This window comes from Shewanella sp. 5_MG-2023, from assembly GCF_030547465.1.
Taxonomy (GTDB): domain Bacteria; phylum Pseudomonadota; class Gammaproteobacteria; order Enterobacterales; family Shewanellaceae; genus Shewanella.
Genome location: NZ_JAUORC010000006.1, coordinates 137,541 through 161,708, shown reverse-complemented (window position 1 = coordinate 161,708; position 24,168 = coordinate 137,541). Strand labels below are relative to the sequence as shown.

At 37.9% G+C, this 24,168-nt stretch carries 19 protein-coding genes; 16 read left to right on the top strand and 3 right to left on the bottom strand.

What is annotated here, in order from left to right; all coding sequences use genetic code 11:
• Positions 1-509 precede the first annotated feature (509 nt).
• A complete protein-coding gene (locus Q4557_RS05195; protein WP_102519582.1) occupies positions 510-1,022 on the bottom strand; it encodes a hypothetical protein in 513 nt (170 codons plus the stop codon).
• Positions 1,023-1,179: 157 nt separating this feature from the next.
• Between Q4557_RS05195 and Q4557_RS05190 the strand changes: the two genes are divergently transcribed.
• From Q4557_RS05190 to Q4557_RS05175, 4 genes are all read left to right on the top strand, one after another.
• A complete protein-coding gene (locus tag Q4557_RS05190; protein WP_303411108.1) occupies positions 1,180-1,419 on the top strand; it encodes a helix-turn-helix domain-containing protein in 240 nt (79 codons plus the stop codon).
• 230 nt (positions 1,420-1,649) lie between these two features.
• Complete coding sequence (locus Q4557_RS05185; RefSeq protein ID WP_303411107.1) at positions 1,650-2,777, top strand: tyrosine-type recombinase/integrase; 1,128 nt, start codon at positions 1,650-1,652, stop codon at positions 2,775-2,777.
• 68 nt (positions 2,778-2,845) lie between these two features.
• Positions 2,846-3,358: a hypothetical protein gene (locus Q4557_RS05180; protein ID WP_303411106.1), complete on the top strand. Its 513-nt coding sequence runs from the start codon at positions 2,846-2,848 to the stop codon at positions 3,356-3,358.
• Between the two features lie 52 nt (positions 3,359-3,410).
• Positions 3,411-4,523: a hypothetical protein gene (locus Q4557_RS05175; protein ID WP_303411105.1), complete on the top strand. Its 1,113-nt coding sequence runs from the start codon at positions 3,411-3,413 to the stop codon at positions 4,521-4,523.
• Between the two features lie 427 nt (positions 4,524-4,950).
• On the opposite strand, the gene Q4557_RS05170 is transcribed toward Q4557_RS05175, so the two are convergent.
• Complete coding sequence (locus tag Q4557_RS05170; RefSeq protein ID WP_303411103.1) at positions 4,951-5,082, bottom strand: hypothetical protein; 132 nt, start codon at positions 5,080-5,082, stop codon at positions 4,951-4,953.
• 1,667 nt (positions 5,083-6,749) lie between these two features.
• On the opposite strand from Q4557_RS05170, the gene Q4557_RS05165 reads away from it, so the two are divergent.
• The 8 genes from Q4557_RS05165 to Q4557_RS05130 all read left to right on the top strand — a co-directional run bounded on the left by Q4557_RS05165 (position 6,750) and on the right by Q4557_RS05130 (position 17,816).
• Positions 6,750-7,076, top strand: a complete 327-nt coding sequence (locus Q4557_RS05165; protein WP_102530780.1) for a hypothetical protein — start codon at positions 6,750-6,752, stop codon at positions 7,074-7,076.
• Between the two features lie 56 nt (positions 7,077-7,132).
• Positions 7,133-7,726: a hypothetical protein gene (locus tag Q4557_RS05160; protein WP_303411101.1), complete on the top strand. Its 594-nt coding sequence runs from the start codon at positions 7,133-7,135 to the stop codon at positions 7,724-7,726.
• A gap of 58 nt (positions 7,727-7,784) precedes the next feature.
• A complete protein-coding gene (locus Q4557_RS05155) occupies positions 7,785-8,459 on the top strand; it encodes a metallophosphoesterase (protein WP_102530782.1) in 675 nt (224 codons plus the stop codon).
• Between the two features lie 91 nt (positions 8,460-8,550).
• Positions 8,551-9,138, top strand: a complete 588-nt coding sequence (locus Q4557_RS05150) for an ECF-type sigma factor (protein ID WP_303411098.1) — start codon at positions 8,551-8,553, stop codon at positions 9,136-9,138.
• Positions 9,135-10,268, top strand: coding sequence for a serine/threonine-protein kinase (locus Q4557_RS05145; RefSeq protein ID WP_303411095.1), 1,134 nt, complete (start codon positions 9,135-9,137; stop codon positions 10,266-10,268). Before Q4557_RS05150 ends, Q4557_RS05145 begins: the two co-directional genes overlap by 4 nt.
• A gap of 1,132 nt (positions 10,269-11,400) precedes the next feature.
• Positions 11,401-15,240: an AAA family ATPase gene (locus Q4557_RS05140; RefSeq protein WP_303411093.1), complete on the top strand. Its 3,840-nt coding sequence runs from the start codon at positions 11,401-11,403 to the stop codon at positions 15,238-15,240.
• Between the two features lie 96 nt (positions 15,241-15,336).
• The gene (locus tag Q4557_RS05135; RefSeq protein ID WP_303411092.1) at positions 15,337-16,464 is read left to right on the top strand and encodes a hypothetical protein; all 1,128 of its coding nucleotides are present in this window, start codon (positions 15,337-15,339) and stop codon (positions 16,462-16,464) included.
• Positions 16,465-16,484: 20 nt separating this feature from the next.
• Positions 16,485-17,816: a hypothetical protein gene (locus Q4557_RS05130; RefSeq protein WP_303411090.1), complete on the top strand. Its 1,332-nt coding sequence runs from the start codon at positions 16,485-16,487 to the stop codon at positions 17,814-17,816.
• A 953-nt stretch (positions 17,817-18,769) separates the two neighbouring features.
• Here Q4557_RS05130 and lepB read toward each other — a convergent pair.
• Positions 18,770-19,489 (bottom strand): signal peptidase I, encoded by a 720-nt coding sequence (gene lepB / locus Q4557_RS05125; protein ID WP_303411088.1) that lies wholly within the window; start codon positions 19,487-19,489, stop codon positions 18,770-18,772.
• 1,867 nt (positions 19,490-21,356) lie between these two features.
• Between lepB and Q4557_RS05120 the strand changes: the two genes are divergently transcribed.
• From Q4557_RS05120 to Q4557_RS05105, 4 genes are all read left to right on the top strand, one after another.
• Positions 21,357-21,881 (top strand): hypothetical protein, encoded by a 525-nt coding sequence (locus Q4557_RS05120; protein WP_102531430.1) that lies wholly within the window; start codon positions 21,357-21,359, stop codon positions 21,879-21,881.
• Between the two features lie 96 nt (positions 21,882-21,977).
• A complete protein-coding gene (locus Q4557_RS05115; RefSeq protein WP_303411085.1) occupies positions 21,978-22,472 on the top strand; it encodes a hypothetical protein in 495 nt (164 codons plus the stop codon).
• Between the two features lie 71 nt (positions 22,473-22,543).
• The gene (locus Q4557_RS05110) at positions 22,544-23,272 is read left to right on the top strand and encodes a molecular chaperone (protein ID WP_303411084.1); all 729 of its coding nucleotides are present in this window, start codon (positions 22,544-22,546) and stop codon (positions 23,270-23,272) included.
• An 85-nt stretch (positions 23,273-23,357) separates the two neighbouring features.
• Positions 23,358-24,167: a hypothetical protein gene (locus Q4557_RS05105; RefSeq protein WP_303411083.1), complete on the top strand. Its 810-nt coding sequence runs from the start codon at positions 23,358-23,360 to the stop codon at positions 24,165-24,167.
• Position 24,168: the final 1 nt, after the last annotated feature.

Here is a 24,168-nt window from a genome sequence, read left to right as displayed (position 1 = left end):
AGTAAATCTTATCTTTACGACATTTTTTTAAATCATGCGCTAAATGATTTCTGTCCAGGTACGTGTCAGAGGGGGACTACTGACACGTTTATGTCCAGGGCAGTTAAGCCGTTTTTCCTTGCTTGTGTTAACTGTTGATATTATTAACTCAAAAAATCTCATAAACGCGAACAAGTTGCTCGCTTGATGACACCCTAGTGTTAGGTTTTCTATTAAATACTCAGTTCTGACAAGTTTGTTAGGCTAATCGTTTGATGATAAATAATACAATATGGAAAACAAAACACACAATAATCCAATACTTGCCAAAATCAAACCCAAGTCTATATGCTCCATGCTGCCTCTTAACACTCCTTGTTAATTGTTCTAAAACTATAGTGCCTGATTAATGTTTATGACAATTCTCACAAAATTATTTTTGAACTCTCTGTCCAAAAGTCGCTAGACAAGTCAATGCTGTGGCCTGTGTTCATTGGTCACTAAAATAGAATTCAACGACATAATGACTTCTAAATCAGTTGCCTTTTTTTGACTTCATTAATCAACTCATTCACCGCATTGAGTTCAATGCTTTTTTTATACAGTTCGGCATCTAACTTCTTGAGCTTGGGATTAATGATTGCGCGACATGACTCAAACTTATCACTAAGCGATTTAAATGCATCGAATTGATGCTTTAACTGCTTGATATGTTTCTGTAGTGCATTATAGTGACTTGTGAGCGTACTCGTGTTGTTTATGTGCTTATTTGAAGTACCTTCAGGTCTTTTGGTGAGCACTTTAGTTGTGCTTTCTTGACTGAAAAGCTTTTCAAATTGGCCATTAGGGCTGCCTTTTGGAGAAAGCCGCTTTATAAGCTGTTTTTGTTCTAATCGGTATAAGTGGTTATGCATGCATTTTCGCAGAACGGCGACACTCTCAGATGAGTTAGAGTCCCACTTAAGTGCTTTTAATAACTGTTCTGTTTGAAAGATATCGGAACAATATCTGTTAAGTATTCTAATAAATTCAGCTTGTTTCATCGGTGATAGATTCGAGTTGTGATTAAGTTAACCCACTGATGCAAGCACCAGTGGGCGGGAGTTTAGCTAATAAGGCAGCGGCAAACTGATATTAGCTAAGTGAATAATTATCACAAAACACACTATAGTGTGTTTTGTTCTGGTCTTCAAGATAAGAATGAAAAAAAAGATTGCGACTGAGTTTGGAAAAAAACTAGCAGAAAAAAGAAAAGAAAAGGGACTACTTCAAAAAGACCTGTCTCAACAGTGTGGATTTAGCCTTAATTACATCGGTATCGTAGAGCGCGGAGAGAAGAGCATTAGCCTTGAAAAAGTATTTATTATTGCCAGGGTTCTATCGTGCTCGGTGCATGATTTAATGCCTGATGAGAAAGCATTAGCTATCGATACTGAATAAGCTTAAAGCATAAGGTGACTTAATGAGGTAGCGATATATTTTGCATTAGGCTTAACTCACTTTAACGATACAGATAAGATTTCTATAAACTTGTTAAAATCAAAAGTTAGCAATATACTTATTTAAAATCATATACTTATATTTAAATAAGGGTTGATTATATAACTGTAAAGTGTATTATTGTTCTCAAGAATAAAGCTGGCTAAATCAAAGCAGCAGAATTGGGGATAATGACTCAAACAGTTAATCAATTTATAGAAAAATACCTCGCATTTAGAAAAATCAAAGCAGCGCCTTCTACATTGCGCTCTGAACGCAGTAAAGCCACTAAACTATCTAGGTTGATTGGTCATCGTTCAATTTGCTCCGTTAGTCACAGTGACGTTCTGCAGCTCATCCAGACGCTCGATACACATTACGCGAACAAAACCATCAATGAGTTCTTAATCATTTTGCGTGCTGTATTTAATTATGCAGAACGTGATGGTGCGATTGCTCATAACCCTATGGCAGGGATTGCCAATTTAAAGGTCATTCACAGCGAGCCTGAGCCTTTTACGCTCAATGAGTTAAGCTTGATGAACCAGGTGGCCGTTGAGTGTGAAAGCGGTAAAAACCTGTTTCAGCTTGGGGTGTTAACTGGGCTGCGCATTTGTGAGTTGCTGGCGTTAACCTGGGAGGTCGTGGATGTAGACAAAGCGCAGCTGCATGTAAAAATCGCGCTGGTTGATAACATTTATAAGACCCCAAAGACCGCTGGTTCAGTCCGAATAGTTGAATTATGCGATTCAGCGGTTGAGATATTACAACAGCAACACTTTATAACCGGTCATAAAAAAACCGTTAACTTAACGGTCTTGCAAGCAGATAATAAAACCAAAAAAATTGAACGGCTTTCACCTGTTTTTTACAATAGCAAAACCCACAAGCCGTTTATTCACGCCAAACAATTCAACAAAACCTATTTTGCACCATTACTGAAAGCTGCAGGTATCAGCCATCGTGGAGCGGGGCAGTTACGCCACACGTTTGCGAGCCAAGCATTAACCGCAGGCATATCAAAAGAGTGGATTGCAAGGCAAATGGGGCATACCTCGACGGCGATGATAGATATTCACTATGGTCGCTGGATGTCACAAGATGCACCGAACAATGTCGCGCAGGTATCAAAGCAATTCTCTAGCATCTTTGGTCGGTTTAACCCTCAAAACAAACAGATTCAATCGCCACCTTCCGCACCAGACAATGATATTTCGCTAACTTCTGAGCAGTTAAAAAGCCTGCTACACCAGCATCCTGAATTGCTAATGCAGTGCATTGGTCAGCTATTCGGACAGACTGATGTGGAGGGGGCGTAATGCGTATTATTAGAGCCTTTTATTCATGTATAAATTTTGCTTATAACAAAAAAGGTCGGCGCACAGGCATGGCATCGCTGATACATTCACTGCGTCTTACTTGCCCCAGTGTCGCCGGGTTAACCCATTTAGGAAAAATGCAAAAATACCTGCGCACGAAAGAGGAAATTCAAGTCGAATGGGATGAGTCACTATCGGATTCAAATCTGATAGATACACCAGATGGTATTATTCCTCTTAATTCTATTTCGCCAGAACAGCGTGAAGCTATTTTATTTGATGTCATGGGTGAAACCACTCAGAGTGCGGCTTCTTATGCGCAAAAAGGCAAAGCCAAATCGAAAGCAAAATCCAAATTGAAGTCGTGGATTGCAGATGACAAACTTCCTCAACAAGTTGCTAAATTAGTGACGAGCTGCATCGAGTCCACCGTCTTTATCAACGTCAATGAGATTAGCGCTGAATTTAATCAGTTTGAACTGCCGAGAAAAAATCAAAAACTCAAACAACTTATCAAATATATCAATTCACATAATGCGCTCATTGATAAACCCAAAACCCAAAACCCTAAACTCGACTAATTTCCAAGAGATACTCTTTAAAATTCCTATCAAACATGGCGTTGGCGCGGATGTGATTAGTCATAGAAGCATGATGGAATCGATGAAGTTATACCTGCAAACCTACTTCCCTGAATACCCCATTAAACTCATGACATTGCACCATGATGAGCGTCTACCCACGGAAAACACTGGCGGTCATGTTCACGTGTTTATTTCTGGTCAAAACAGTTTAACAGGCGAGCATGATTTACGTCTGTCTCAAATTAAACGTGTCAATGAGTTTTTGATAAAACGCGGTGATGGCGCAGATTGCCTCGCAGAGTCTGGACGACTGTATTATATCGAGAGCAGTGAGGTTTATAGTTATCTGCAGCAGATGTTTTATGAATTTATCAATGAAAACCTGTTTAACGAAAAAGACCTCAATGCTGAATTCTCACCAGAATCTGAGCGTCAGTCTGCAAAGCGAAAAGCGATGAATAAAGAGGCTAAATTACCAAAATATCAGCGCCCATTTAATTTCTACACGCGCAAAATACAATGGCTACAGCAACAGATAAGCGTGCTGAATAAGCAGTACCAGTCGATAACTTATAACATCTCAATTGGCGAGCAAACCCTCGCGAAATTGCAGACTGAAAACAGTGAGATACAAAAACAAAATCTTGATTGGCAACAAAAAACATCTGGATTACACAAGGAGTACAAACAATTGCTCGTTAAACGCGACGATATCTGTACTGACATTGAGAAAGGGCAGGAGTTTATTCACGAGCAGGCGTCTATAAGTGAGCAATTAGGTGTTGACGTCGAAAACAAACATGCTGAAGTGAATAAGCTAAATCAAGCGGCTACAGCCAAGCATAAGCAGGTCATTAAGCTCGATGATGATATTAGCAAAAAACAGGCGTTATTAGCGCGTCTAAAAGAGATAACCGCGCAGGCTCTTCAGCCGTTAGAGCAAATGATATCGAAAATCTATATGCGCTTCCAGACTGCGGACAGCAGCAAAGGTAAATATTATTTCAACATGGTTTTGGAAGCATTTAACGACAAGCTTTCACCTTTAATTCGAGACATCTCGATAGATATTGCCAAACAGACTCAAGACAACTATCTCGAATCGGCATTAAAACGAAAAAACCAAAAACTGGCTGAAAACGAGTCTGACAGTGGTTTGTAGGTAAAGCATAGCTCATAAGCTAAATGGACCTATGCGACTAAAACGCATGTGACGTTAATGATTACCTATATGGCCTTAATCAACCCTGTAGCAGCCTTTAAGGCAGGCTACAGGCTTAAGTAAAAACATAATAGATCAACCATTTCTCAAAAGAGGCTTATAGCGCACATGGGTGCCTATAAGCCTTTTGCATTCAACCCACTCATTATTTCCCCAAACTTGGTAAAACCACATGTCTCGATGTTGAGCATTAACCTTGCAGCCATTACGAGGGTGCTGATAGCTTGACGCGCTCGAGCATGAAGATTTACCTCCCTTTGATGAATGGCGGCATTACGGGCCCTCAAGTGCTTGTGACTACTTTTGGCATATACGCAGATCATTAAACCTTTCAAGCGGTCACAACCTGTTGCAATCAATTCTCGAATTATATGGTGTCACCATAGTTAGGTGAGGGGGTGTTACTGCCAGTGATGGCAATGCTACTGTCACAACTGGCAGTGATAGTGTCAAATGTGGCAGTACGGATGCCATGAAGACTGCAATGGACGCGAAACATAGGTAATCAATATCAGACAATGAGGTTAAGAAGAAATATCGCTGAATTTGGGACTCATTTCCTGTCGTATTAATGCGATATTATTCCTATAAAACGCTCTGAGAGATGGCGCTGCAGTGTCAAATCTCGACTTTCTCACAAGCCTTTTATCGATCCCTTTGAGCCAAAAAAGACAAAAATATCGCAATGAGAAAGACCGATTTCTTGGGGCATTTCACCTGCAAGGCTGGATTTGGTTAAAAAACTATTTCTACATGTCATTTCAACAAAAAGCGGTAAATACAACGAATGAGGTACGAACAACTGTCAACATTTCGCTACAGCAGAGAGCAACCAGTTTTGAAACTCGTTTGCTCTTGCTCTCAGCGAGAGCAAAAGTTTTTTAAATGTATTTGCACTCGCTCTCAGTGAGAGTAACTGTTTTCGAAATTCATTTGCTCTTACTCTAAGTGAAAGCAATATTTTTAATTTATTGGCAACTAGATAAGCTCAAGAGCGGTATGTGGTCGTTTTGAAGTGTTTATAGGGCTGTATTTGAGATTGTTAATACCATAACGCAGAATTCGAAACTCTAGGCGCTAGAGGCATGGCTCAATTGCTTGTAAAACAGCACTCAGCGAGTGCGAAAAACGCAGGCCATCGCAGTCTAGACTGCGAAAAAGATTAGCCCACTTAAAAAGTGGGACAACATAGTAACCCGGTACGCTTGTATCCCACTTTTTGTTCCAAAAAGGTCGGATACAAGCTCGGGCAAGGGGTACCCCTTAACCCCAAAAGCCACAAGCAACAAGCAAAAGCATGTGAAGAACTAGTCGGTCACGCAAACCCAAACATCACCTACGGCCGCTTTGGCAAGGATGCTCAGGCTAGAACATTACTCAAATACATTGAGCAACTTGAATATAACATTTGATGACCGGGTGTGTTTATTCGAAAGTGATAGGGTCGTGTGTAGCTCATTTCTGCCCCATTTCGTGCTAGCTCATAAAGCTGGGTAGACTGTAGCTAACTACGTTTGCCATACTGTAGTGGCCACAGTCATGGAGTTCAACCAGAATAATCATTTGATATCTTGGTATAGAATTTCTGCTTATCTTGTTCACCCAAAACAACAGAATGTAGGGTCTTACTAGCTAGAAATAAAAAAACGACCATAAGGTCGCTTTTCATTTTCTGACAGGCAAAGCATAAGTTTGTTTGTATAACTTTAAATCACGCGCGCAGCGTGTACCTAGCATTGATTTGAATGTGTTTAAGTAGCTCTAAACTCTAAGTTCAATTAATCCAAACATCCTCACTGGTCAACAAAAAATCACATTTAATATTACTTTAATTAATTACTTACCCAAGATAATAGTATTGCTTATTCCGCACAGGTTTATTTATATTACAAAGGACAATCTGTGACAGTAAATACATAGCCAATGCTCGTCAACTATAGTGGCCAGTTTTACTTGACCACGATAGTTAAGTACATAAGGAAAGTGATGTCCCCCAGTGTTAGGCTATTAACGGTTTCCTTTGTAGATCCATTTATGTTCTCTTTTTAATTCACCTTTTTGCGTAAATAATTTTATTTTACGTCACTCATCAATTTTGAACATTCCTTTAAGCTGACTCTATTCGCATATTGATTGAATATGTATACATAAGAAAAGGAAGAAGTGATGAAATCGAATTTTAAAAACAATATAAAAGCGAGCGTGATTTTTGGGTTAAGTGCGATGGTGTTAGTGGGTTGTGGCAGTTCTTCAGAAGAAGATCAACTGGTTTGGATTCAGAATTGGAACAACTCGCTTAATGTTGAGGCAAAAATGAAAATGCTAAATACCTGCTTTAAAGAAGCGGGAGTGAAAAGTATGACTATGGAAATGACAGACGCACAAAATCAAATAGTGAATCAGTGTGAGCTTGATTACGTCATCGAATTGGCTGAAAAAGATGGCATTAACTTGGATAGAGAGCTTTTAGCGGCTAACACGCTGCAATTATAAGATTTAATACGTCATCACGCTGGTAGTTTGGCAAAAGAGATCAAAAAGGAATATATATGTCATTAAAAGAAAAAAACTTAGATTTAGTCAACGAAGTAAAAAATACTGCTGAGCAGTTAACTCATAATTTACAACAATCGCAAACATTTGAGCAAGCTAAATCATCGCTTTCCAATACTAAAGAACGGGCGCTAGCAGTAGACCCTGCCAGTATTAAATTGATGAACTTTTTTGCGGTATTTAGTTTGGCTTTTATGCTTTTAAGCACTTATTTCCCGGTAATGAAGGTGATGGGAAGCAGTATACCGCTGAGTGAGATGACTCCAGTTTGGTTATTTATTGTTGCCATTTTAGCCTTGTGTAGTCACTTGTTTGGGGTCAAACAGTCAATTTCACGTGGGCTTTTATTATTACTGCTACTGTCGATTTCTTACACCGTGTATCAACAAATAGCAGATATGTTTCAAGCTGCAAAAATGTTTGGAGGTGTAAGCACAAAAGACATTATGAGGGGGGTAGCGGAAGGATTGAAATATGCAGGTGTTGGTTTTTATCTGTTTTTAGCGAGCCTTGTGTTGGTGGTAATTGCAACGATTAAACCTGGTTACAAAACTAACCATGCATTGTGGGCTCAATTAATTCAAAAGTAGCTCGTCATTTTTGAAGTAGCCAGTCTATGACTGGCTATTTTTTTAAGGCTTAGATGATATGCAACTAAAACCTCGCAAGCAGCATATTTTTAATACTGCAAATTTAGTGGGTAAAGACTATATCGTCGGCGATATACATGGCCAAATACAACGGCTTTATGATCAATTATTTACGCTGGAATTTAACTTTCAAACTGATCGCCTTTTTTGTACTGGAGATCTTATCAGTAGAGGTAACGAGAGTATTGATTGCATTAATTTACTCACAAAGAAGTGGTTTTTTTCGGTGATGGGAAACCATGAACAGCTGTTTCTATTAGGTTTTCAGAGCCCTGGTTATTGGGACTTTTTGAGACAAAAAGAAGGTGAGTGGCTATCACAGCATATGCACCGTTTTGATTTGTTAATACGCTGGAAAACCTTAATTGATATTACGATGCCATTAGCGCGTACTATTGATGTTAATGGCAAAACGATTGGTATTAGCCATGCGTCCTCCACATCTAGTTGGAAAAGACTGCAAAATGGTACTTTGTCAGATGATGATATTTGGCATGTGTTATGGAGTCGTCCTTTACAGAATGCTCACTCTTGCGCAGGGATTGATGAGGTTGACTATGTAGTACATGGGCATAGCCCCGTAGACAGGGTAACTTGTCATGGGAACCGTTATTGGATTGATACCTTCAGCTTGAAGCAAGAACTGTCCATAATCAATCTCAATGATTTATAATAATGTCAGCTTAATGTTTTGTAATTTCTAGTAATTGAGGCTGAAGTAGTTGATAATTCAATTGTGATGAATGTTGAACAAAGGGATTGTTGTGTCAATAAGAGAGCTAAGCAATGCCACTGAGTTATTGGTGGGTTGGCAAAATAGAGACAAGCATCAAAGTAAAGAGTTCCTTACTTATGCTTATCAAGATATTCGGTTAATTGTTGAAAAATACCTTTCTCAACACCGCCCTAATGAAACCATTTTTCATGATGCCTCCATTACTGAGTTAGCCAATGAGTCTGTGGTGAAATTACACCGCTGGCGTAACGATGAACAGCCCTTTGAAAACCGGCAAGACTTTTTTGATTATGTGCGCGTATCAGTGTGGCATTTGTTGTTTGGTAAGCCCCATCAATCACTAGTGAATCAACACAAAGCGAAACAAGAATACTTGCATTCACAATTAATGGACTCTGAGGTGTTACTGCCTAATTGGACCGAAAACCTTTCATTATCTTCTGCTTTAGAGCTGCTTCAACAATTCCACCCAAGGCAAGCTGACGTGTTTGAACTTAAAAACTTTGCCATGGTGTCACATCAACAGGTGGCTGATATGCTGGGGTTGTCGCCAAGAACAGTCGATAACGACTTAAAATTTGCCACGGTTTGGCTTAGAGCAAAGTTAACTGAATGATAGATATTGTTTCTCTATATAGTGAGTTGGCGAATTTAAGTAAAACAGATCAACAACAACGCTTATTGCCCTTAAAGAAAAAATTCCCAAAACAAGTGTTAGCGCTTGAAAAAATGCTGACGATAGATGATATATCGTTATCCAGTAGTCAGTTAATATCGCAGCAACTCTCTAATCAGTCCTCTGTTTCTTATGATGCATTGATTGGTGAGGAAGTCATGGGGTTTACTATTACCCAGTTAGTTTCAGAGTCTGGTGGGATGGGGCTGGTTTTTCAAGGCGAACAACGCTTAATGAACCATGATAATGGGCGTGTAAGAGTACATAAAGCGGCTATTAAAATTCTACGTACGAATAAGTTTAACTCCCAGCAGCAAAGGGAGATATTTCACAACGAAGCCTCTATTTTAATGACACTAGACCACCCTAATGTTTGCAGTATATACGGGGTGTCAGAGGTGTTAGGCAGCGCCTGTATCGTCATGGATTTCATTGACGGTCAAGGGCTGGATGTATGGCTAGCTAATAATAAACTCAATCTAAAACAAAAACTGAATGTGTTTGAACAATTACTGCGAGCTGTGAGTTATCTACATGGCCAACATCTTTATCATGGTGACTTAAAGCCGCAAAATATCATTATAAATGATCAAGGACACTTAGTACTGATTGACCTAGGACTCGCAAAAAAATATAAACAAGAAGTCAGTGATAGCAACGATGGCTATCATCAAACAGTTCAGGCGTTTACACGCCACTGGAGCGCGCCTGAGCAGGTGGCAGGGCAGGTTTGTACCTCACAATCAGACGTATTTTCACTTGGAGTCATACTTCACTATATGATCACGGGTAAGGTTGCGATAACCGATGCGGTGAATAAACTAAAAAATCCTGAGCTTAATTCGATAATCAATAAAGCCTTAGAAAACGCACCACAGCAGCGTTATCTCGATGCAGAATCATTTAGGCAGACTATCCATTTTTTTCGGCAAGGTTTACCTGTTCAGGAATACTCCCAAAGTGCGCCTTACCATTTGAAAAAACTGTTAAGACGAAAGCCTTTTACCTCTCTTGCTTGCGGGTTACTGGTTTACTCTATTGCAACAACCTTATGGATAGTATTTCGTTAAAACATTCCATATATATTGCGTAACCTCAGAGTGTATCAGTCACTGCAATCTCATTAGCCGTCGCTATATCATTATCTAGAGTTAATCGCTACCACTCATCCCTTAGTCTGTCATATTGCTCCAATAATGCTAAATATGTAAAAACGGCCAAGTTATGATTATGTAAATCTCCCTAGTTTTTTTGGGATCCCTACTTAGGTTAAATTAGTCCAAAAGATCTGGGGCTGTCCAATTTAAATGTTGACTTTGTTTTATATTTCTCCATAAATATAGTTCATTGGATGATATAAACCTTTTTCTAGAAGGTATGAATGGACTCAATAAAACAACTTAAAGGAATAAGATGAAAAGGCTAGGAATGACTTTACTCACCTTTGTTATCGCTTACTTTATGGCCGTCTTTATCATTAAATTCGGCCTGACACTTCACCTGACTACTAAAACTGGATTTAGCCTGAACCATTTTGTCGAAAACTGGCAACTTATCGGTGTAATTCTATGGCTTTTATATATTCCAGTTAGCTTTTTGGCCTCCTTAATTATCTCTATTATCTTCTGGTGTAAATATAATCGATATGGTAATAACTAAGATTATTACAGCACGTTGTAATGGTTTGATTTTATTTGATTGTATTTTATTTTTATGGCAGTACACCATAATTTACAGGCAATACTATTTGTTGAACCTTCTCTAAGTAGTAATGGTTTGTAACTTAAATTTTGCAACTTCTTAACATTGGTTCTTTTCGATATTAAAGAAAGTGTGTAATCTATTGTTTTTATATGGTTTTATTTATATTTATTGTAAAGAGGTTTAAATGTATAAGGAAATGCTTTTATTCGGCTCGTTGGCGCTCTCTTTTCAGGGAGTATGTTCGACACAAATAACAGATTTGGTTAATCCATCAGGAGATGTAAGCCCAGCCAACCAAAAAACATTTTGAGTGCCTACCCTAAAGAGCACTGAGATCGTCGATTTAAATCGTCCTTGCTCTTTTGAGTGATATACACGCTAAATTAGTCGGTTTTTTTACACCCATTATCTTGCTGATATTAGGGATGCTCCATCTGGTCTTAAAGGTAGTGAAACTATAACTCAACCAATTATCAAGCAATTTTCCTTTGAGGCTTTATGATTTCAAATGCATTAGTTGAAAATTTTTTTGAATACCGAACAGTGATGTGTTCTGACATGGAAGTGGACATGTACTTGCTAGAACAATCGGATGTAGCACTTCCATTTGTTTTGCTGTTGATTAAATTAGCAATTAGAGATACTGAGTTGGAAAGCTTAGTGGTTAGTTTTGATTTAGTAAAACAAACGCAATCACTGTGCTTTTTGTCAGCTGAAAACATTGATCTAAAAGATGAGAGATGTGCGTTAAATATCATCAAAGAACTTGGTGGGTACCGAGCTGTAAATCAGTTCTCTTGTGTTGCTGACACAATTCAAATCGAAAAGTTGGTTGAGCAACTTCGTCATTTTTTACAAGAGCTTGAAGAGGGTAAAGTCATTCAAGTTAATTCGGATTTGTATAAGGCCGTTTCTGGGCTGTTCTCTGTTGAGCTTGATAAAAGCTTTGTTCAGTCCGAGTTGAAAATAATGAATGACGAAAACTATTTGAATCTTACCGAGGATGTTAAATTGGGGCATACCGATCAGTCTTTTAAAGTGAAACAACATTTTTTTGAATTAGAACCTGACGCGCAACAATTGATGGAAGAGGTATCGGTGCTGACATCGGCATTATATATATCATCTAACCCAAAATCTGCCGTTCAAAGCATTAAAACAGCGAATCTTCCTTCGGTTGGCTATACAGCATTACTTGCTGCAATTTTTGCCATACCCAGTGTTTTACAAGCTCTGGCCATGCAACTTAAGTGTCACCCCCATCAGTTGATTATGCCGCGTGTAGTGTATCAATGTCGCCAAACATTAAAGAATACCGCAGTTACACGGAGTTTTACCGCTGATAATGATTCAAGTAAAAATTGGTATCAAGTCGCTAAGTCATATGTAGGCGATCTTCAATTTGAACACACTATACAGGCTTGCCTGGATGCAGCCTTTAGTCACGGCGAACTTTCTTTTGCAGATTTTATAGCAGCATTACTAGAGACAAAATCGGATGTGATAATTGAGTTGTTAGCGCTTAACAAGCAAAGCAACCAGTTTATAAAAACAGCGCTTAGTATTAAAAACATCGCTGCTAGCTTAAATGATAAAGTAATCGGTCAAAGTGCTGCAATTGAAAGTCTTTCACAAGGATATCTGGCATCTTCTATCAGTCCAGGTGAAGGCCCTAGAACTATCTATACTTTTTTAGGCCCATCGGGAGTTGGTAAGACATATCTGGCATCTACATTCTGTAAGGTAATGAATGAATATGAGCAATTAGGCTATGTTTTTACAAACTTCAACATGGAACAATATTCAAATGAAAAGGACTCATTAAGATTATTCGGTTCAGGAATACAATACACCGATGCGAGCCTAGGTGTACTAACGAGTTCTGTCAGAGCGCAACCTAGACAAGTATTACTGTTCGATGAAATTGAAAAAGCGCATTCGAGTATAATTCAATCACTGCTAAGCGTATTAGATAAAGGGAAAGGTCAAGACCAGACAAGTCAAGAGGTTGTTGATTTCACACAATGTATTATTATTTTTACTACCAACCTAGGGCAGGATATCGTTGAGAAAAACTCGCAAGCACATCAAATTAATGTTTTTGATCTGCTTCGTAACTCAGAAAACCCTGATTCAAAGGTTAAGCTTTCTTACGAATTTATCAACCGATTGGCCAAAGGTTACTCAGTTCTATTTTCCCCCTTGAAAACTAATCATTTGATCCGCTTAGCTGAGAGAGAGTTGGCCAAGCCTCACGATTTTGAAGAGCAGCTTAAGTTTTGTTGGCCGGCAAACTTTGCTTCATTCTTTCTGCAAGACCTGTCACCAGAAGTGAATCCTAGGCGGATAAATCATTATTTGCCAAAGCTTAAATCATCAATTGTAAGTAAAGCAACAGACTTGATAGACAGTACTCAAACACAATTAGAGTTTGTTATTGAAGTAGACGACGTTAATCAAATAGGCCACAGACAAGCAAAACTTCTGCTTATTGATGACGATTCAAGAGTTTATGGTAATTTAAATGAGGTTGTCAGTCTCAATTCGATTTCACTGTCGAATTCAATTGAGGATATGCAGGTTACGTTAGAGAAACACAGCCCTGATGCCTTACTTATCGATATCGATTTCATAGGCAGTTCTGGGATATCACTTACTGATTTTGCGAATAGCGTCAATAAGATAAACCCTAGCTTGCCATTGTTTAGCTATCAAATTTATCACGGCAAACCCACTCAAGAACATACACTAAGTAAGAATCATGATATTAGAGAACACTTTTCCCTATCTGGTATAACAATTGAAAATGAGCTCGACAAAATGCTCGAGCGAGTCAGTTATTATATAGCTATGGAGCAAACTTTAAGAAGCATGTCGAGGCGAAACGAAAAATTAGAATATCATTGCTCCACTTCATCAAATGAGGGGGTGTTTAAGGTATGTTTCAATCAATCGTATCGAACTCAGCTCATTCATTCTGCCGATCTTAAAGAAAGTGACTTATTTACACATAGCGTACCAGATAATTCATTGGCAGATGTTATTGGTCTAGACCGAGCTAAGCAGCGGCTTTCGGAGGTCGTTGGTTGGTTAAAGTCGCCTGACAAATTGAAGAATTTTGGGGTGAAATTACCCAGTGGATTTTTGTTTGCAGGTCCTCCTGGCACGGGTAAGACCTTGTTAGCGAAAGCGTTAGCGGGGGAGTGTGGCTTGCCATTTTTCAGTATTACGGCTTCGGAGTTGTCAGATCGTTATGCTGGAGGGACGACTGCGAATATTAAAAAGCTATTCGCGACCGCACGTAAATATGCTCCTGCAATAGTATTCATCGATGAGATAGATGCGCTAGCGGCGCAAAGAACCACCAACAGCGATAGCTTGTCACGTGATAAAAACCTTACCGTAAATGCGCTGCTAACAGAAATGGATGGCTTTACTCCACACGATGAGCCTATTTTTGTATTGGCAGCGACTAATCATCCTCAGATATTAGACAAGGCAATTACTCGACCTGGCCGCTTTGATGAAACGATATATTGCGATTTACCCAATAAAAAAGCACGACAGACCTTCTTTGAAAGGTTTGCTGAAAAACATCATATAGATTGGTTGCAAAATGATCTTATGCAATTGGTCTCTTCGGCCCAAGGTATGTCCTCGGCCGATATCGAGCAAGTGCTAAGAGAAGCAATTTACCAAGCTGTTAGTGATGATAAGGCCTTAACAACTGAGCACATTAAGCAATCGATGATCCGAATAGTGTATGGAGCACCTTCAGAACAGATTGTATTAAGCCAAGAAGAAAAACGCCGCACCGCCTATCACGAGGCGGGACATTTGTTAGCCTATAAGGTGTTATTTCCAAAGCAACGTATTGACTTTGTGACTATTGAGCCAAGAAACCAATCGTTAGGGTTTGTTTCAACGCGGGCATCTGATGAATATGAAAGTTATTCAAAACGAACCGTGATGAATAAGTTACAAGTGCTACTGGCTGGGCGGGTAGCTGAAAAGCTGTGTACGGGCTCAATTGATGAAGTCAGCACCGGAGCTTCAAATGATATCGAAAAAGCGACTCAGTTAGCTATGCATGCAATCTATGAAGGTGGGATCGAGCCTTCCATCGGCCCGGTTAATGTTGCCCTGATAACCCGTTTTGAAGAAAGTGAATTATTGTCTGATGCTCAGCTAGCGGTAAAGCAATGGTTAGAGCAAGCTGAGCAACAAGTTGAAACATTGCTTAGTGAGCATAACCAACAGCTTTCGTTGGTAGCTGAAGCCTTACTTGATAAAGAGTCTCTTTTGGCTAATGAGATAGAAAGATTATTTTGCAATTAGTTAAATAATTGTTCGATTAGAACAACAACGAAACTTAATGGACTAGACGTTAAGTGGCATAGTCATAAGTCAACTAAAATTATAATAGGAAAAATCATGAATGAAATTTTAAGTAATATAAAGAACATTGTGCTTAAACATACCGATAATGAGGCTTTGTTTAAAGAGAGTGAAGAGAGGCATTTAAATTTTTCATATCAAGGACACAAATATTTTATAATATTAGGTAGAGATGAAGCCTTAGAGTGTACGGTTGTATACTGTGACGACAAAGGTGATGTCTATGCAATTGATGATGAATTAAAGACACTACTTAATAAAATTCTACCTTTAAAACAGGATGATTTTACGATCGGTATAGACAAGTTTGCACATGTTTCTTGGCTGCTTGATCAGACTGAGATTGAAGAAAGTATGGTTAATGTTTTGGAGAAAAGCGACGAGATTTTGCAGGATGTTGTTGTGGCTATTGAAGATGTTAAACTTAAACTAGAGCAGAGTGACGAACCTCAAAAAACATTAGCCGTGAGTACACCAAATCAAAGTAGCAATGTTAAAGACAAGAGTGTGATCGAGGTTGTTAAATCAACACTGAAGGAGCAGGAGTGGAATTTCAAGGAGATTGAGCCTGGCAGAATAGTGCAAACTGGCTTTAAGACTGATAAATATAAAGATGATGATGGTGATGGTGGTTGTGCTCTAGTGATTAGTCATGACGGAAATGAAGTAACATTCTACACGCCATTTTTATACAACTTACTTAATAATCTTAAACAAGAAATAGATCAAAAGAAAGTTATATTACGTCAAGCAAAGCTTGGACTATTAAGTTTACACATGACCTCAACGCGCAAATTTACAACCATGTATTATGACGAGAATGATGGCGAGATTCAGTATGAAGTTCGTCAATTTTTAAATGGTGAGAATAGTTTTTCAAAAGAGCAAGTGTTACGTGGCGTTCGTGCTTTGAGAATGATTGTAGATGAGTTTCATTTAAAATTTACTGATGGTGTCATGGATGATAGCAAAAGCGTTGACTCTTTTTCCCAAGATCTATTTGTACCAAAAGCCAAAAAGGACATTGTCTTAGAGGCGCTTACTGAAAAAATTGCTGCTCATGCTGACAATATGGAAAAGCTGAATGATAAGCAATTAGATGAAATAGCTAAAGAAGTGGCTTCAATTACTCAAAAGATGTTGCAAAGTGAATTAACGGATTAACGGATTAACCGGAGAACATTATGTCTTTAATAAAAAATAATGAGAGTGCTTTTGAGTTACTGATAATCACGATATTTCTGATTTTTTCGTTAGTAGCTGTTTTTGCTTGGATACATAATGGTGAAATATCATTAATATCATTATTAACAAATCCAAAAGATACTAAGCAGGAAGCATCAGCCTATATAGATGCAATAGGCAGCATTGCTATTGGGTTTGCAGGGGCTTGGGTCGCTATTAAAATTGCAAAAGTTGCAACCACATTACAACAAGAAGATAGTAGGAAAAAAACTAAGGAGATCTATCAAAAAGAGGCCGACCGTGTTTCTACATTAAACTCGGAGTTGACAATAAATGTGCTAGAAGCAAAACGTACCTGTACTAGTTTTATTTCTTTTTTACAGTCAAATGAAAAAGTATTATTAAGTGAAAAAGAAAGAGAAAAATTCCAAGAAAAATTGAAGTTATATAATGGTCACGAAGAATATAAATTTGATAAAGCTGACGACTTATTAGTGGCGTTTTATGATCGTTTAGAGTCAGATTTGCTAAAGTTAATAAAATCAATTGAAGAAGTTGCAATGGATAAAACTTATGTCAGCATTGCTTGCCCACCAGTTAAGTGTGAGAAAGTTTCCACCTCTATGATTGGCGAATATTTTCTTTCTGATTCGACTAAAAGAAAAAACATTTGCAAAAATCTTAATGACATCATTATAAAAGATTCAGAACGCTATGATTTTTTCAAAGAGTATATGGATACACAAAATAATTTTGGCGATGGATTGCACTTTATTCGCTCACATACATTAATTTTAGACCGAAAAGAGTACCTTTCAAAATTATTGCTGGAAATTAAGAACAACGATAACGAGGAGGCAGGAGAAGGCTTTACACCTTCACACGCTGCATGGTTATTATTAGGTAGTTTGATAGCAGGTACCAAAGTCGGAAAGTCACTGACTAATAACACTGGGTTCTTGTTTATCGCATTAATGCTAGGGTCACAAATTGATGATGACCTATTTTTCACTTATTTGGATAAGTTGGGCAAGAAAGGAGTAGATAAGACAGATAGTAATATGGATACAAAACTTGCAAAGGAAATATCTGATTCTGTTTTCTTTATTCACGGAGAAGATCAAGACCAAGGTGAAGCTGCAAAAATTCTTGTTGAGTTATCAGTAATTCTAAAGCGTACAAGCGATGACTTATATCATCTGCTACAAATTCCTGGAAAGAATCACGGTAACTCAGGAGGTGAAAAGATATCTGATACGCATGTTTCTACAGATAAGACAAAGCATAATCGTTCTTCTGAAGGCTCGGGGAAAGATATGTATAACAACTAGGTACCTCCAATAAGAAAACCGAGAGCAAAGCAAAATGAAAGCTAATGTAGACTGATACATTATTTGTTTTTATTACGAGGTTGTAACAGATTCTGTGTAACTGCAGTTTAGTTAATATGCTTTTCAAGCCTATCTTCGAACTCAATAATAAATCGGTTCATGGCTGAACGCCAGTTTCGAATGGGCATCGTCCATTTTTTACTGGCTTCTTTTATCGCAAGCTAGTAACCGTCCGGATAAGTACATCTTCAACTGCTTTCACTGATCCCTTATTTTAACTCCTGACTATACATCAGGAGTTAATATGGCTAGACGTTCTCATGAAGATTGGACTGCTTTGATAAAACAGCAATTCGCTAGTGGCTTGACGAACACAGCTTTTTGTCGTCAACATAAGTGCAGTACAAGTACCTTTTATGCCTAAAAATAACATAGTTATATATGATGGACGCTCCCGGTGAGTCAAGACAATAGCCTGCCTACCGAAGGCTTTTGACCTTGGTTTTCTGCTAAACTATTCACACTTGCTGTTGTTATTGATGTCACTCATGTACCGCTTAAAGCGGTTGTTCTGCCAGATATACGGGCTTAACAGTCTAACTGCGCCGCTTAATGGTGAAACACCCATTCGGTTTAAGTTCATCCTTGGCCTTTTCTGGCTTACATTGATTGGACTGAGCCATTACTTCATCGTTTACAACAACCCTGGTGAGTTATTAATGTGCTATTTCGTCACTGCTTGATTGAGGTTGCTATTGGCAGACCATGAAGCACGTTTGTCAGTATTGAAGACGCAACATTTTACTACTCCATTGGCAGTTGTGTACTTAAGGCATGACTAACGGGAACCGATACCGTTGAAAAAATGGTTGGAGGGGATAGGTTCCCCCTAGAACAGTGGGTATAGCATAAGATTACCAGGCATTCTGCTTTCCAAATCTGCGAAAATCAACCTACTCAGTGTCTTCCCAAAACCGCATCTTTACATCAGTAAAAATCTGTTGATTGTTAAATGCTATTTTAACAACTTTGCCTGTGATTTTATCCATATGAATGGCTCCAATATACCGACTATCACCACTCATGTTTCTATTGTCGCCTATCATAAAATACGTATCTTCAGGAACAACATAAACCTCGCTACTTACAATCATTTTTTTAATATAATCTTCCTTAAAGCCTTCTGCATAAATAACATCATACTGTAGCCCTGAGAAGTTTTCTTCTCTATAGGCTTTATATGTATACTCTTCTTGAGTCTTAAACTCATTAAGGTCAACAGATTCATTTCTGGTGTGGTTTAACGGTAATTTTTTATCATTGATATAAAATCTATTATCTGTCATTTTAAATGTGTCACCACCGACAGCCATAATCCTCTTGACATAGTTAACACCATTATAATCAAATGTAACAATATCCCCTCGCTCTGGAGAACCAAAATTTAAAAGCCCAGTTTCAGCAAATGGAAGCTTAAAGTTGTAAGCAACCTTGTTAACTAAAATAACATCTCCTTCATGCAAATTAGGATTCATAGATTGAGTTGGTACATGATTATAATTTAAAAACATTGTGCGAATAAAAATAAAACCTAAAGCTACCAGTAAAAACTTTCTTAACGGTTTAAATCTTTTTTTACTTGTGTCGGCTTTGTTCCTACGACAGTTCCACATTAGTTATTTCCTGTAAAAATTATTTTTCACTATTTCAAAAGTAAGTTAATACATTTGGTAAAGCCCTTCCACAGCAATCCTATTATCATTGGGCGTATTTATAATAGCGTATTTTAAAGTTAGCGTTGTACATCATTTTTAAATATAAATACGATGTCAGGATGGTTATCACAAGATTTATGGCTGAGTAGCTCTAAGTATTAGATGAGTTACTGGCAGCTCTTATTACAAAAATAACATAAAATAACATAGCCACCCATTTCTGGTGGCTATTTTGGCAAAATAACATAGCCATATATGGACACTCCCGGTGAGTCAAGACAATAGTCTGCCTACCGAAGGCTTTTGACCTTGGTTTTCTGCTAAACTATTCACACTTGCTGTTGCTATTGATGTCACTGATGTACCGCTTAAAGCGGTTGTTCTGCCAGATATACGGGCTTAACAGTCTAACTGCGCCGCTTAATTGTGAAACACCCATTCGGATTAAGTTCATCCTTGGCCTTTTCTGGCTTACATTGGTTGGACTGAGCCATTACTTCATCGTTTACAACAACCCTGGTGAGTTATTAATGTGCTATTTCGTCACTGCTTGATTGAGCTTGCTATTGGCAGACCATGAAGCACGTTAGTCAGTATTGAAGACGCAACATTTTACTACTCCATTGCCAGTTGTGTACTTAAGGCATGACTAACGGGAACTGTAGTGGTTTAGTAAAATTGGCCACTACTTTGTAGTCAAAAGGTGTGTTTGGCATAGAATAAGTTATCAGAACGTTTAGCTTCATTTGTTCATCGTAACTCGGAATTGTCCATAAATGAATTAGTGGCTTAGCTAATTTTAAGAATTCTATGCATGGAATTACCATGTTTAATCATTAAGAAAGTTGACTTTTTTGCCATTCAGAAATATAGTCAATCTTAGTTAGCAATTGCAGCTTCTATTTACACTATTTAATTTCAAGTAATTGAAACTAAGCGACTAATTTTGAATTTAATACGGAAGCCTTGGGTTCAAATCCCTATCTCTCCGCCATATTCAAGACGAAAGGCTCATCAGAAATGATGAGCCTTTTTTCGTATAAGGGGAGTTTGAACCCAAGGGTTCCTATTTCAGCAATACGCTATCTCTCCGCCATATTTAGAAAAGCCCGTTACGAAAGTAACGGGCTTTTTGCTTTCTAGAATTTACTGATGTGAACAACAGGTTTATAGCACCACAATGTAGGGTTCCTATTTCAGAAGTAGGCTATCTCTCCGCCATATTTAGAAAAGCCCGTTACTGAAAAGTAGCGGGCTTTTTGCTTTCTAGAATTTACTGATGTGAACAACAGGTTTAAAGCACCTCAATGTTGGGTTTAAAATCATCCCAGCTGCTGTGTTGCAGTTTTTTAGTGGTGAAAGCTAATGAACTACAGCAGTCACGTTTTTTTAAAACGTACATTAGAATAGAAGCCAATAGTTAAGCTTGATCAAGTCAAAATGTAGCATCTCAATCTAGCGTTCTAATCACCATAATTTCGCCATTTTTAAGACGAAAGGCTCATCAGCAATGATGAGCCTTTCGTTTATCAGTTTTGTTAAAAAGGTCATATCTGAGTCATACTTAAATACCTATCTCATACTTAATTAACTATGTCAGACTCGAGCCTTTCAATAAGTCATTGCTTTATATATTTAATTTAATTGTGTTTATTGTAATATCTTAAAAGTATGAATTAAGCACACTGCAAGTATGAATGATTAATAACAAACTCATTCTTAAATTCATATTTTGTAAATTAACTTTATTGCTATCATCAATGTATTGATTTCATATACACCTGTTTTGGCAAAGCGTGTTTGGGCAATCTATAGGGACATTGATATGAGTGTTAACGGAAAAGGGCTTTATGCAGTGAAAAATACTGTGGCATTCTTCGTATTACATTGTTGCTTCGGACTTGCAGTTAGTCATGCCAACGAATCACTCACTTTGGCACTCTCAGGTGTTATTGAAGATAAATGTGAGATTACTATTCCAAGTAGTTCGCCTTTTGATTTTAGCCAACAGTTAATACACAGTACAACGCTGTCTATTGATTGTAACCAAACGATGTTGGTCGCACTTCGCTCTGAGTACGGTGGGCTTAAATTAAATCAAACTCAGGATGATAATAGAATTATCGCAGCCTATGATATTGATTTAAAAATTGAATCGATTCAATTTAATATGAGTGCGAATAGTTTTGATATTCAACAAGAGCAACGATTTAATGCTGGCGAAAAAATTCCATTTGCGACGTCGGGTAGTTTAGAGATTAGCCTTCCTGAAGCATTGGTATATGCCGGGAAATACACCGATATTCTGCATGTTGAGGTTTATCCTAATTTTACCATGCAGGGTATTTAATGAAGTTTTCTCCAGATGGAGAAAGTTGCCGACCGATAGGTGAATATCGGTCGGCATAGTAAAAAACCAATCTGAAATTTTAAAAGGAGTTTTACAATGAGAAAGATTACTTTAATTGCTGCATCTTTAACAGCACTATTCGCCAGTACAGCTAACGCTGGTGACGTTCAATTAGTTGGTTTTGTTCCTGCGGTATGTGAGGTGACAGGTCTAAATACTCAATTAAATGATTTTGGTAACTTACAAGGCGCTAATACCGCTTCTGATATTGTTTTTGGTGTTGAATGTAATGATGTCGATGGTGCAAACATTGAAATGATTAGTGCAGAAGGTGGCCTAGAATCTGATGATGATGAAGATGAATCTATGCCTTATACGGCTACTTTAGCCATAGTTGGTTATAGTTCTGACCTAGTGTTTAATGTGCCTGGTGGTATGGGCACTAATGGTGCAAATGTTAATCAAGATTATTCTGCAGGAGGCTTGCTAGGTGGCGCATCAGCAACATTGTCATTTAGCACACCGGGTGGTGCAAGCTGGTCTGGTGGTTATTCTGATACGTTAACCGTTCAAATTAATGCGGCTAATTAATTTAGCGTAGTCAGCACAAACATGAGGGACATAACTCCCTCATGTTTAATTATATTAATATGGAGTGTTTTATGATTAAAAATATGACTACATCATGTCTAGTGGCAATGGTCAGTCTTATAACCGTTTTTAGTTTACCGAATGCTTTTGCTTATAAAGTGCAGCCTATGGTGGCAGAAATGTCACCTGTAGGTAAAAAAGCACAGTTAAATCTGCGTATAGAAAATAATGACAGTGAATCCCTCACTGTTGAGATGATACCACTGCAGTTGGTTATTAATAATTCTGGTGAAATTGAATATATTCCAGCTGAAGATGATTTATTAATTATTCCTGTGACGGCTATTTTAAAACCTGGCCATTCTCAAGCTGTTATGGTGCGCTATTTAGGTGAACCTGATATCGCTGAGTCAAAAGCTTATAGTGTTGGTTTTCGTCAAATACCGATTACCATGGAAAACGGTGATAGTTCACAAGTGAATATGGCGGTTAATTTTAATACCTTGATTAACGTAGTGCCGACCAATACTAAAGCAAATTTGCTAGTTGAAGATTTAAAATTAATAGATGGAGAGTGGAAAATAACGATTAACAATTCTGGTAATCGATATGTACGTTTAAGCCATACCCAATGGCAAGTTACTGATGGCGAAAACTCACTGCAGTTAAATAAAGAACAACTTTCTGAATTGCTGAATGGCAATTTATTTTTACCCAACTCTTCTCGAACGTTAACGATGAAGCCTATTGAATCATTCAGTATGGATAAAATTGAGATTAAAATTGAAATTATGAAATAGTGAGTTAGACTTTTTATCAGGCACCTGCTGTGTCAAATTTGTAGTTTCTTTTAGATAACGAACCTTTGAGATAAAAAGGAGGCTTATGTACATCAACTCGATAAACTTACAAACAGTGCTTGGATGGTGCGGTATTTCTTTAATGTCTCTGTTCTTAGGAAAACCAGTGTATGGAATAGAGATCTCACCTATGGTTACCGCACTCTCTATTGATAGTCGTCCTAATTATCAGCAATTTTTAATTACAAATAATTCTAATTTAACTTTACCTGTAGAAATTGATGTTAATGAAATTGAGTTTAACCCCCTAGCAAGTGGTGCGAGCTATAAGGTTATATCAGAAACTTCCACCGATTTATTAGTATTTCCTCCAGCAACCGTTTTAGCTCCAGGTGCCGTTCACTCCGTTCGTGTTCAATGGCTGGGGCAAGATACCTTAGCCAATTCCCAAAGTTATTTTATTCGTTTTAGCCAGCCTCAATTAGTCGATGATAGTGCAAGTAAAAGTGGGGTTAAAATATTTGTACATTTTAATGCGGCAGTTCACGTATCGTCCAGCAAGCAGCAACCTCAGTTGGTGATTAATACATCCTCTATTCAACATCAGATTATTAATATAGATACTGATTATTCATTACAAAAGAAACAACAAAATACCTCGTCATTGTTAAAGTTTACGGTTGATAATATAGGTAATAAATACGCTACGCTTAATGATTATTATTTGAATATAACAGAAGCCGACGGTAATACATTTACTATCGAAGAGGAGGCGCTTGTAACAGATCAAATTAACACCTTTTTTCCTCCACATTCAAAACGTGAGGTGTCCATTAATCTTGGTCGCGTATTGTCTGAAGGATTTAGTTTAACCATTACCCCTGTGGTGCGGTAAA

Excerpts from the sequence above, each read along its gene's own strand:
- Q4557_RS05130 (WP_303411090.1), top strand. The coding sequence starts at position 16,485 with ATGTCTTTAATAAAAAATAATGAGAGTGCTTTTGAGTTACTGATAATC.
- Q4557_RS05155 (WP_102530782.1), top strand. The coding sequence starts at position 7,785 with ATGCAACTAAAACCTCGCAAGCAGCATATTTTTAATACTGCAAATTTA.
- Q4557_RS05135 (WP_303411092.1), top strand. The coding sequence starts at position 15,337 with ATGAATGAAATTTTAAGTAATATAAAGAACATTGTGCTTAAACATACC.
- Q4557_RS05160 (WP_303411101.1), top strand. The coding sequence starts at position 7,133 with ATGTCATTAAAAGAAAAAAACTTAGATTTAGTCAACGAAGTAAAAAAT.
- Q4557_RS05115 (WP_303411085.1), top strand. The coding sequence starts at position 21,978 with ATGAGAAAGATTACTTTAATTGCTGCATCTTTAACAGCACTATTCGCC.
- Q4557_RS05140 (WP_303411093.1), top strand. The coding sequence starts at position 11,401 with ATGATTTCAAATGCATTAGTTGAAAATTTTTTTGAATACCGAACAGTG.
- Q4557_RS05185 (WP_303411107.1), top strand. The coding sequence starts at position 1,650 with ATGACTCAAACAGTTAATCAATTTATAGAAAAATACCTCGCATTTAGA.
- Q4557_RS05195 (WP_102519582.1), bottom strand. The coding sequence starts at position 1,022 with ATGAAACAAGCTGAATTTATTAGAATACTTAACAGATATTGTTCCGAT.
- Q4557_RS05170 (WP_303411103.1), bottom strand. The coding sequence starts at position 5,082 with ATGTTTCGCGTCCATTGCAGTCTTCATGGCATCCGTACTGCCACATTT.
- Q4557_RS05145 (WP_303411095.1), top strand. The coding sequence starts at position 9,135 with ATGATAGATATTGTTTCTCTATATAGTGAGTTGGCGAATTTAAGTAAA.
- Q4557_RS05180 (WP_303411106.1), top strand. The coding sequence starts at position 2,846 with ATGGCATCGCTGATACATTCACTGCGTCTTACTTGCCCCAGTGTCGCC.
- Q4557_RS05120 (WP_102531430.1), top strand. The coding sequence starts at position 21,357 with ATGAGTGTTAACGGAAAAGGGCTTTATGCAGTGAAAAATACTGTGGCA.
- Q4557_RS05105 (WP_303411083.1), top strand. The coding sequence starts at position 23,358 with ATGTACATCAACTCGATAAACTTACAAACAGTGCTTGGATGGTGCGGT.
- lepB (WP_303411088.1), bottom strand. The coding sequence starts at position 19,489 with ATGTGGAACTGTCGTAGGAACAAAGCCGACACAAGTAAAAAAAGATTT.
- Q4557_RS05110 (WP_303411084.1), top strand. The coding sequence starts at position 22,544 with ATGATTAAAAATATGACTACATCATGTCTAGTGGCAATGGTCAGTCTT.
- Q4557_RS05165 (WP_102530780.1), top strand. The coding sequence starts at position 6,750 with ATGAAATCGAATTTTAAAAACAATATAAAAGCGAGCGTGATTTTTGGG.
- Q4557_RS05190 (WP_303411108.1), top strand. The coding sequence starts at position 1,180 with ATGAAAAAAAAGATTGCGACTGAGTTTGGAAAAAAACTAGCAGAAAAA.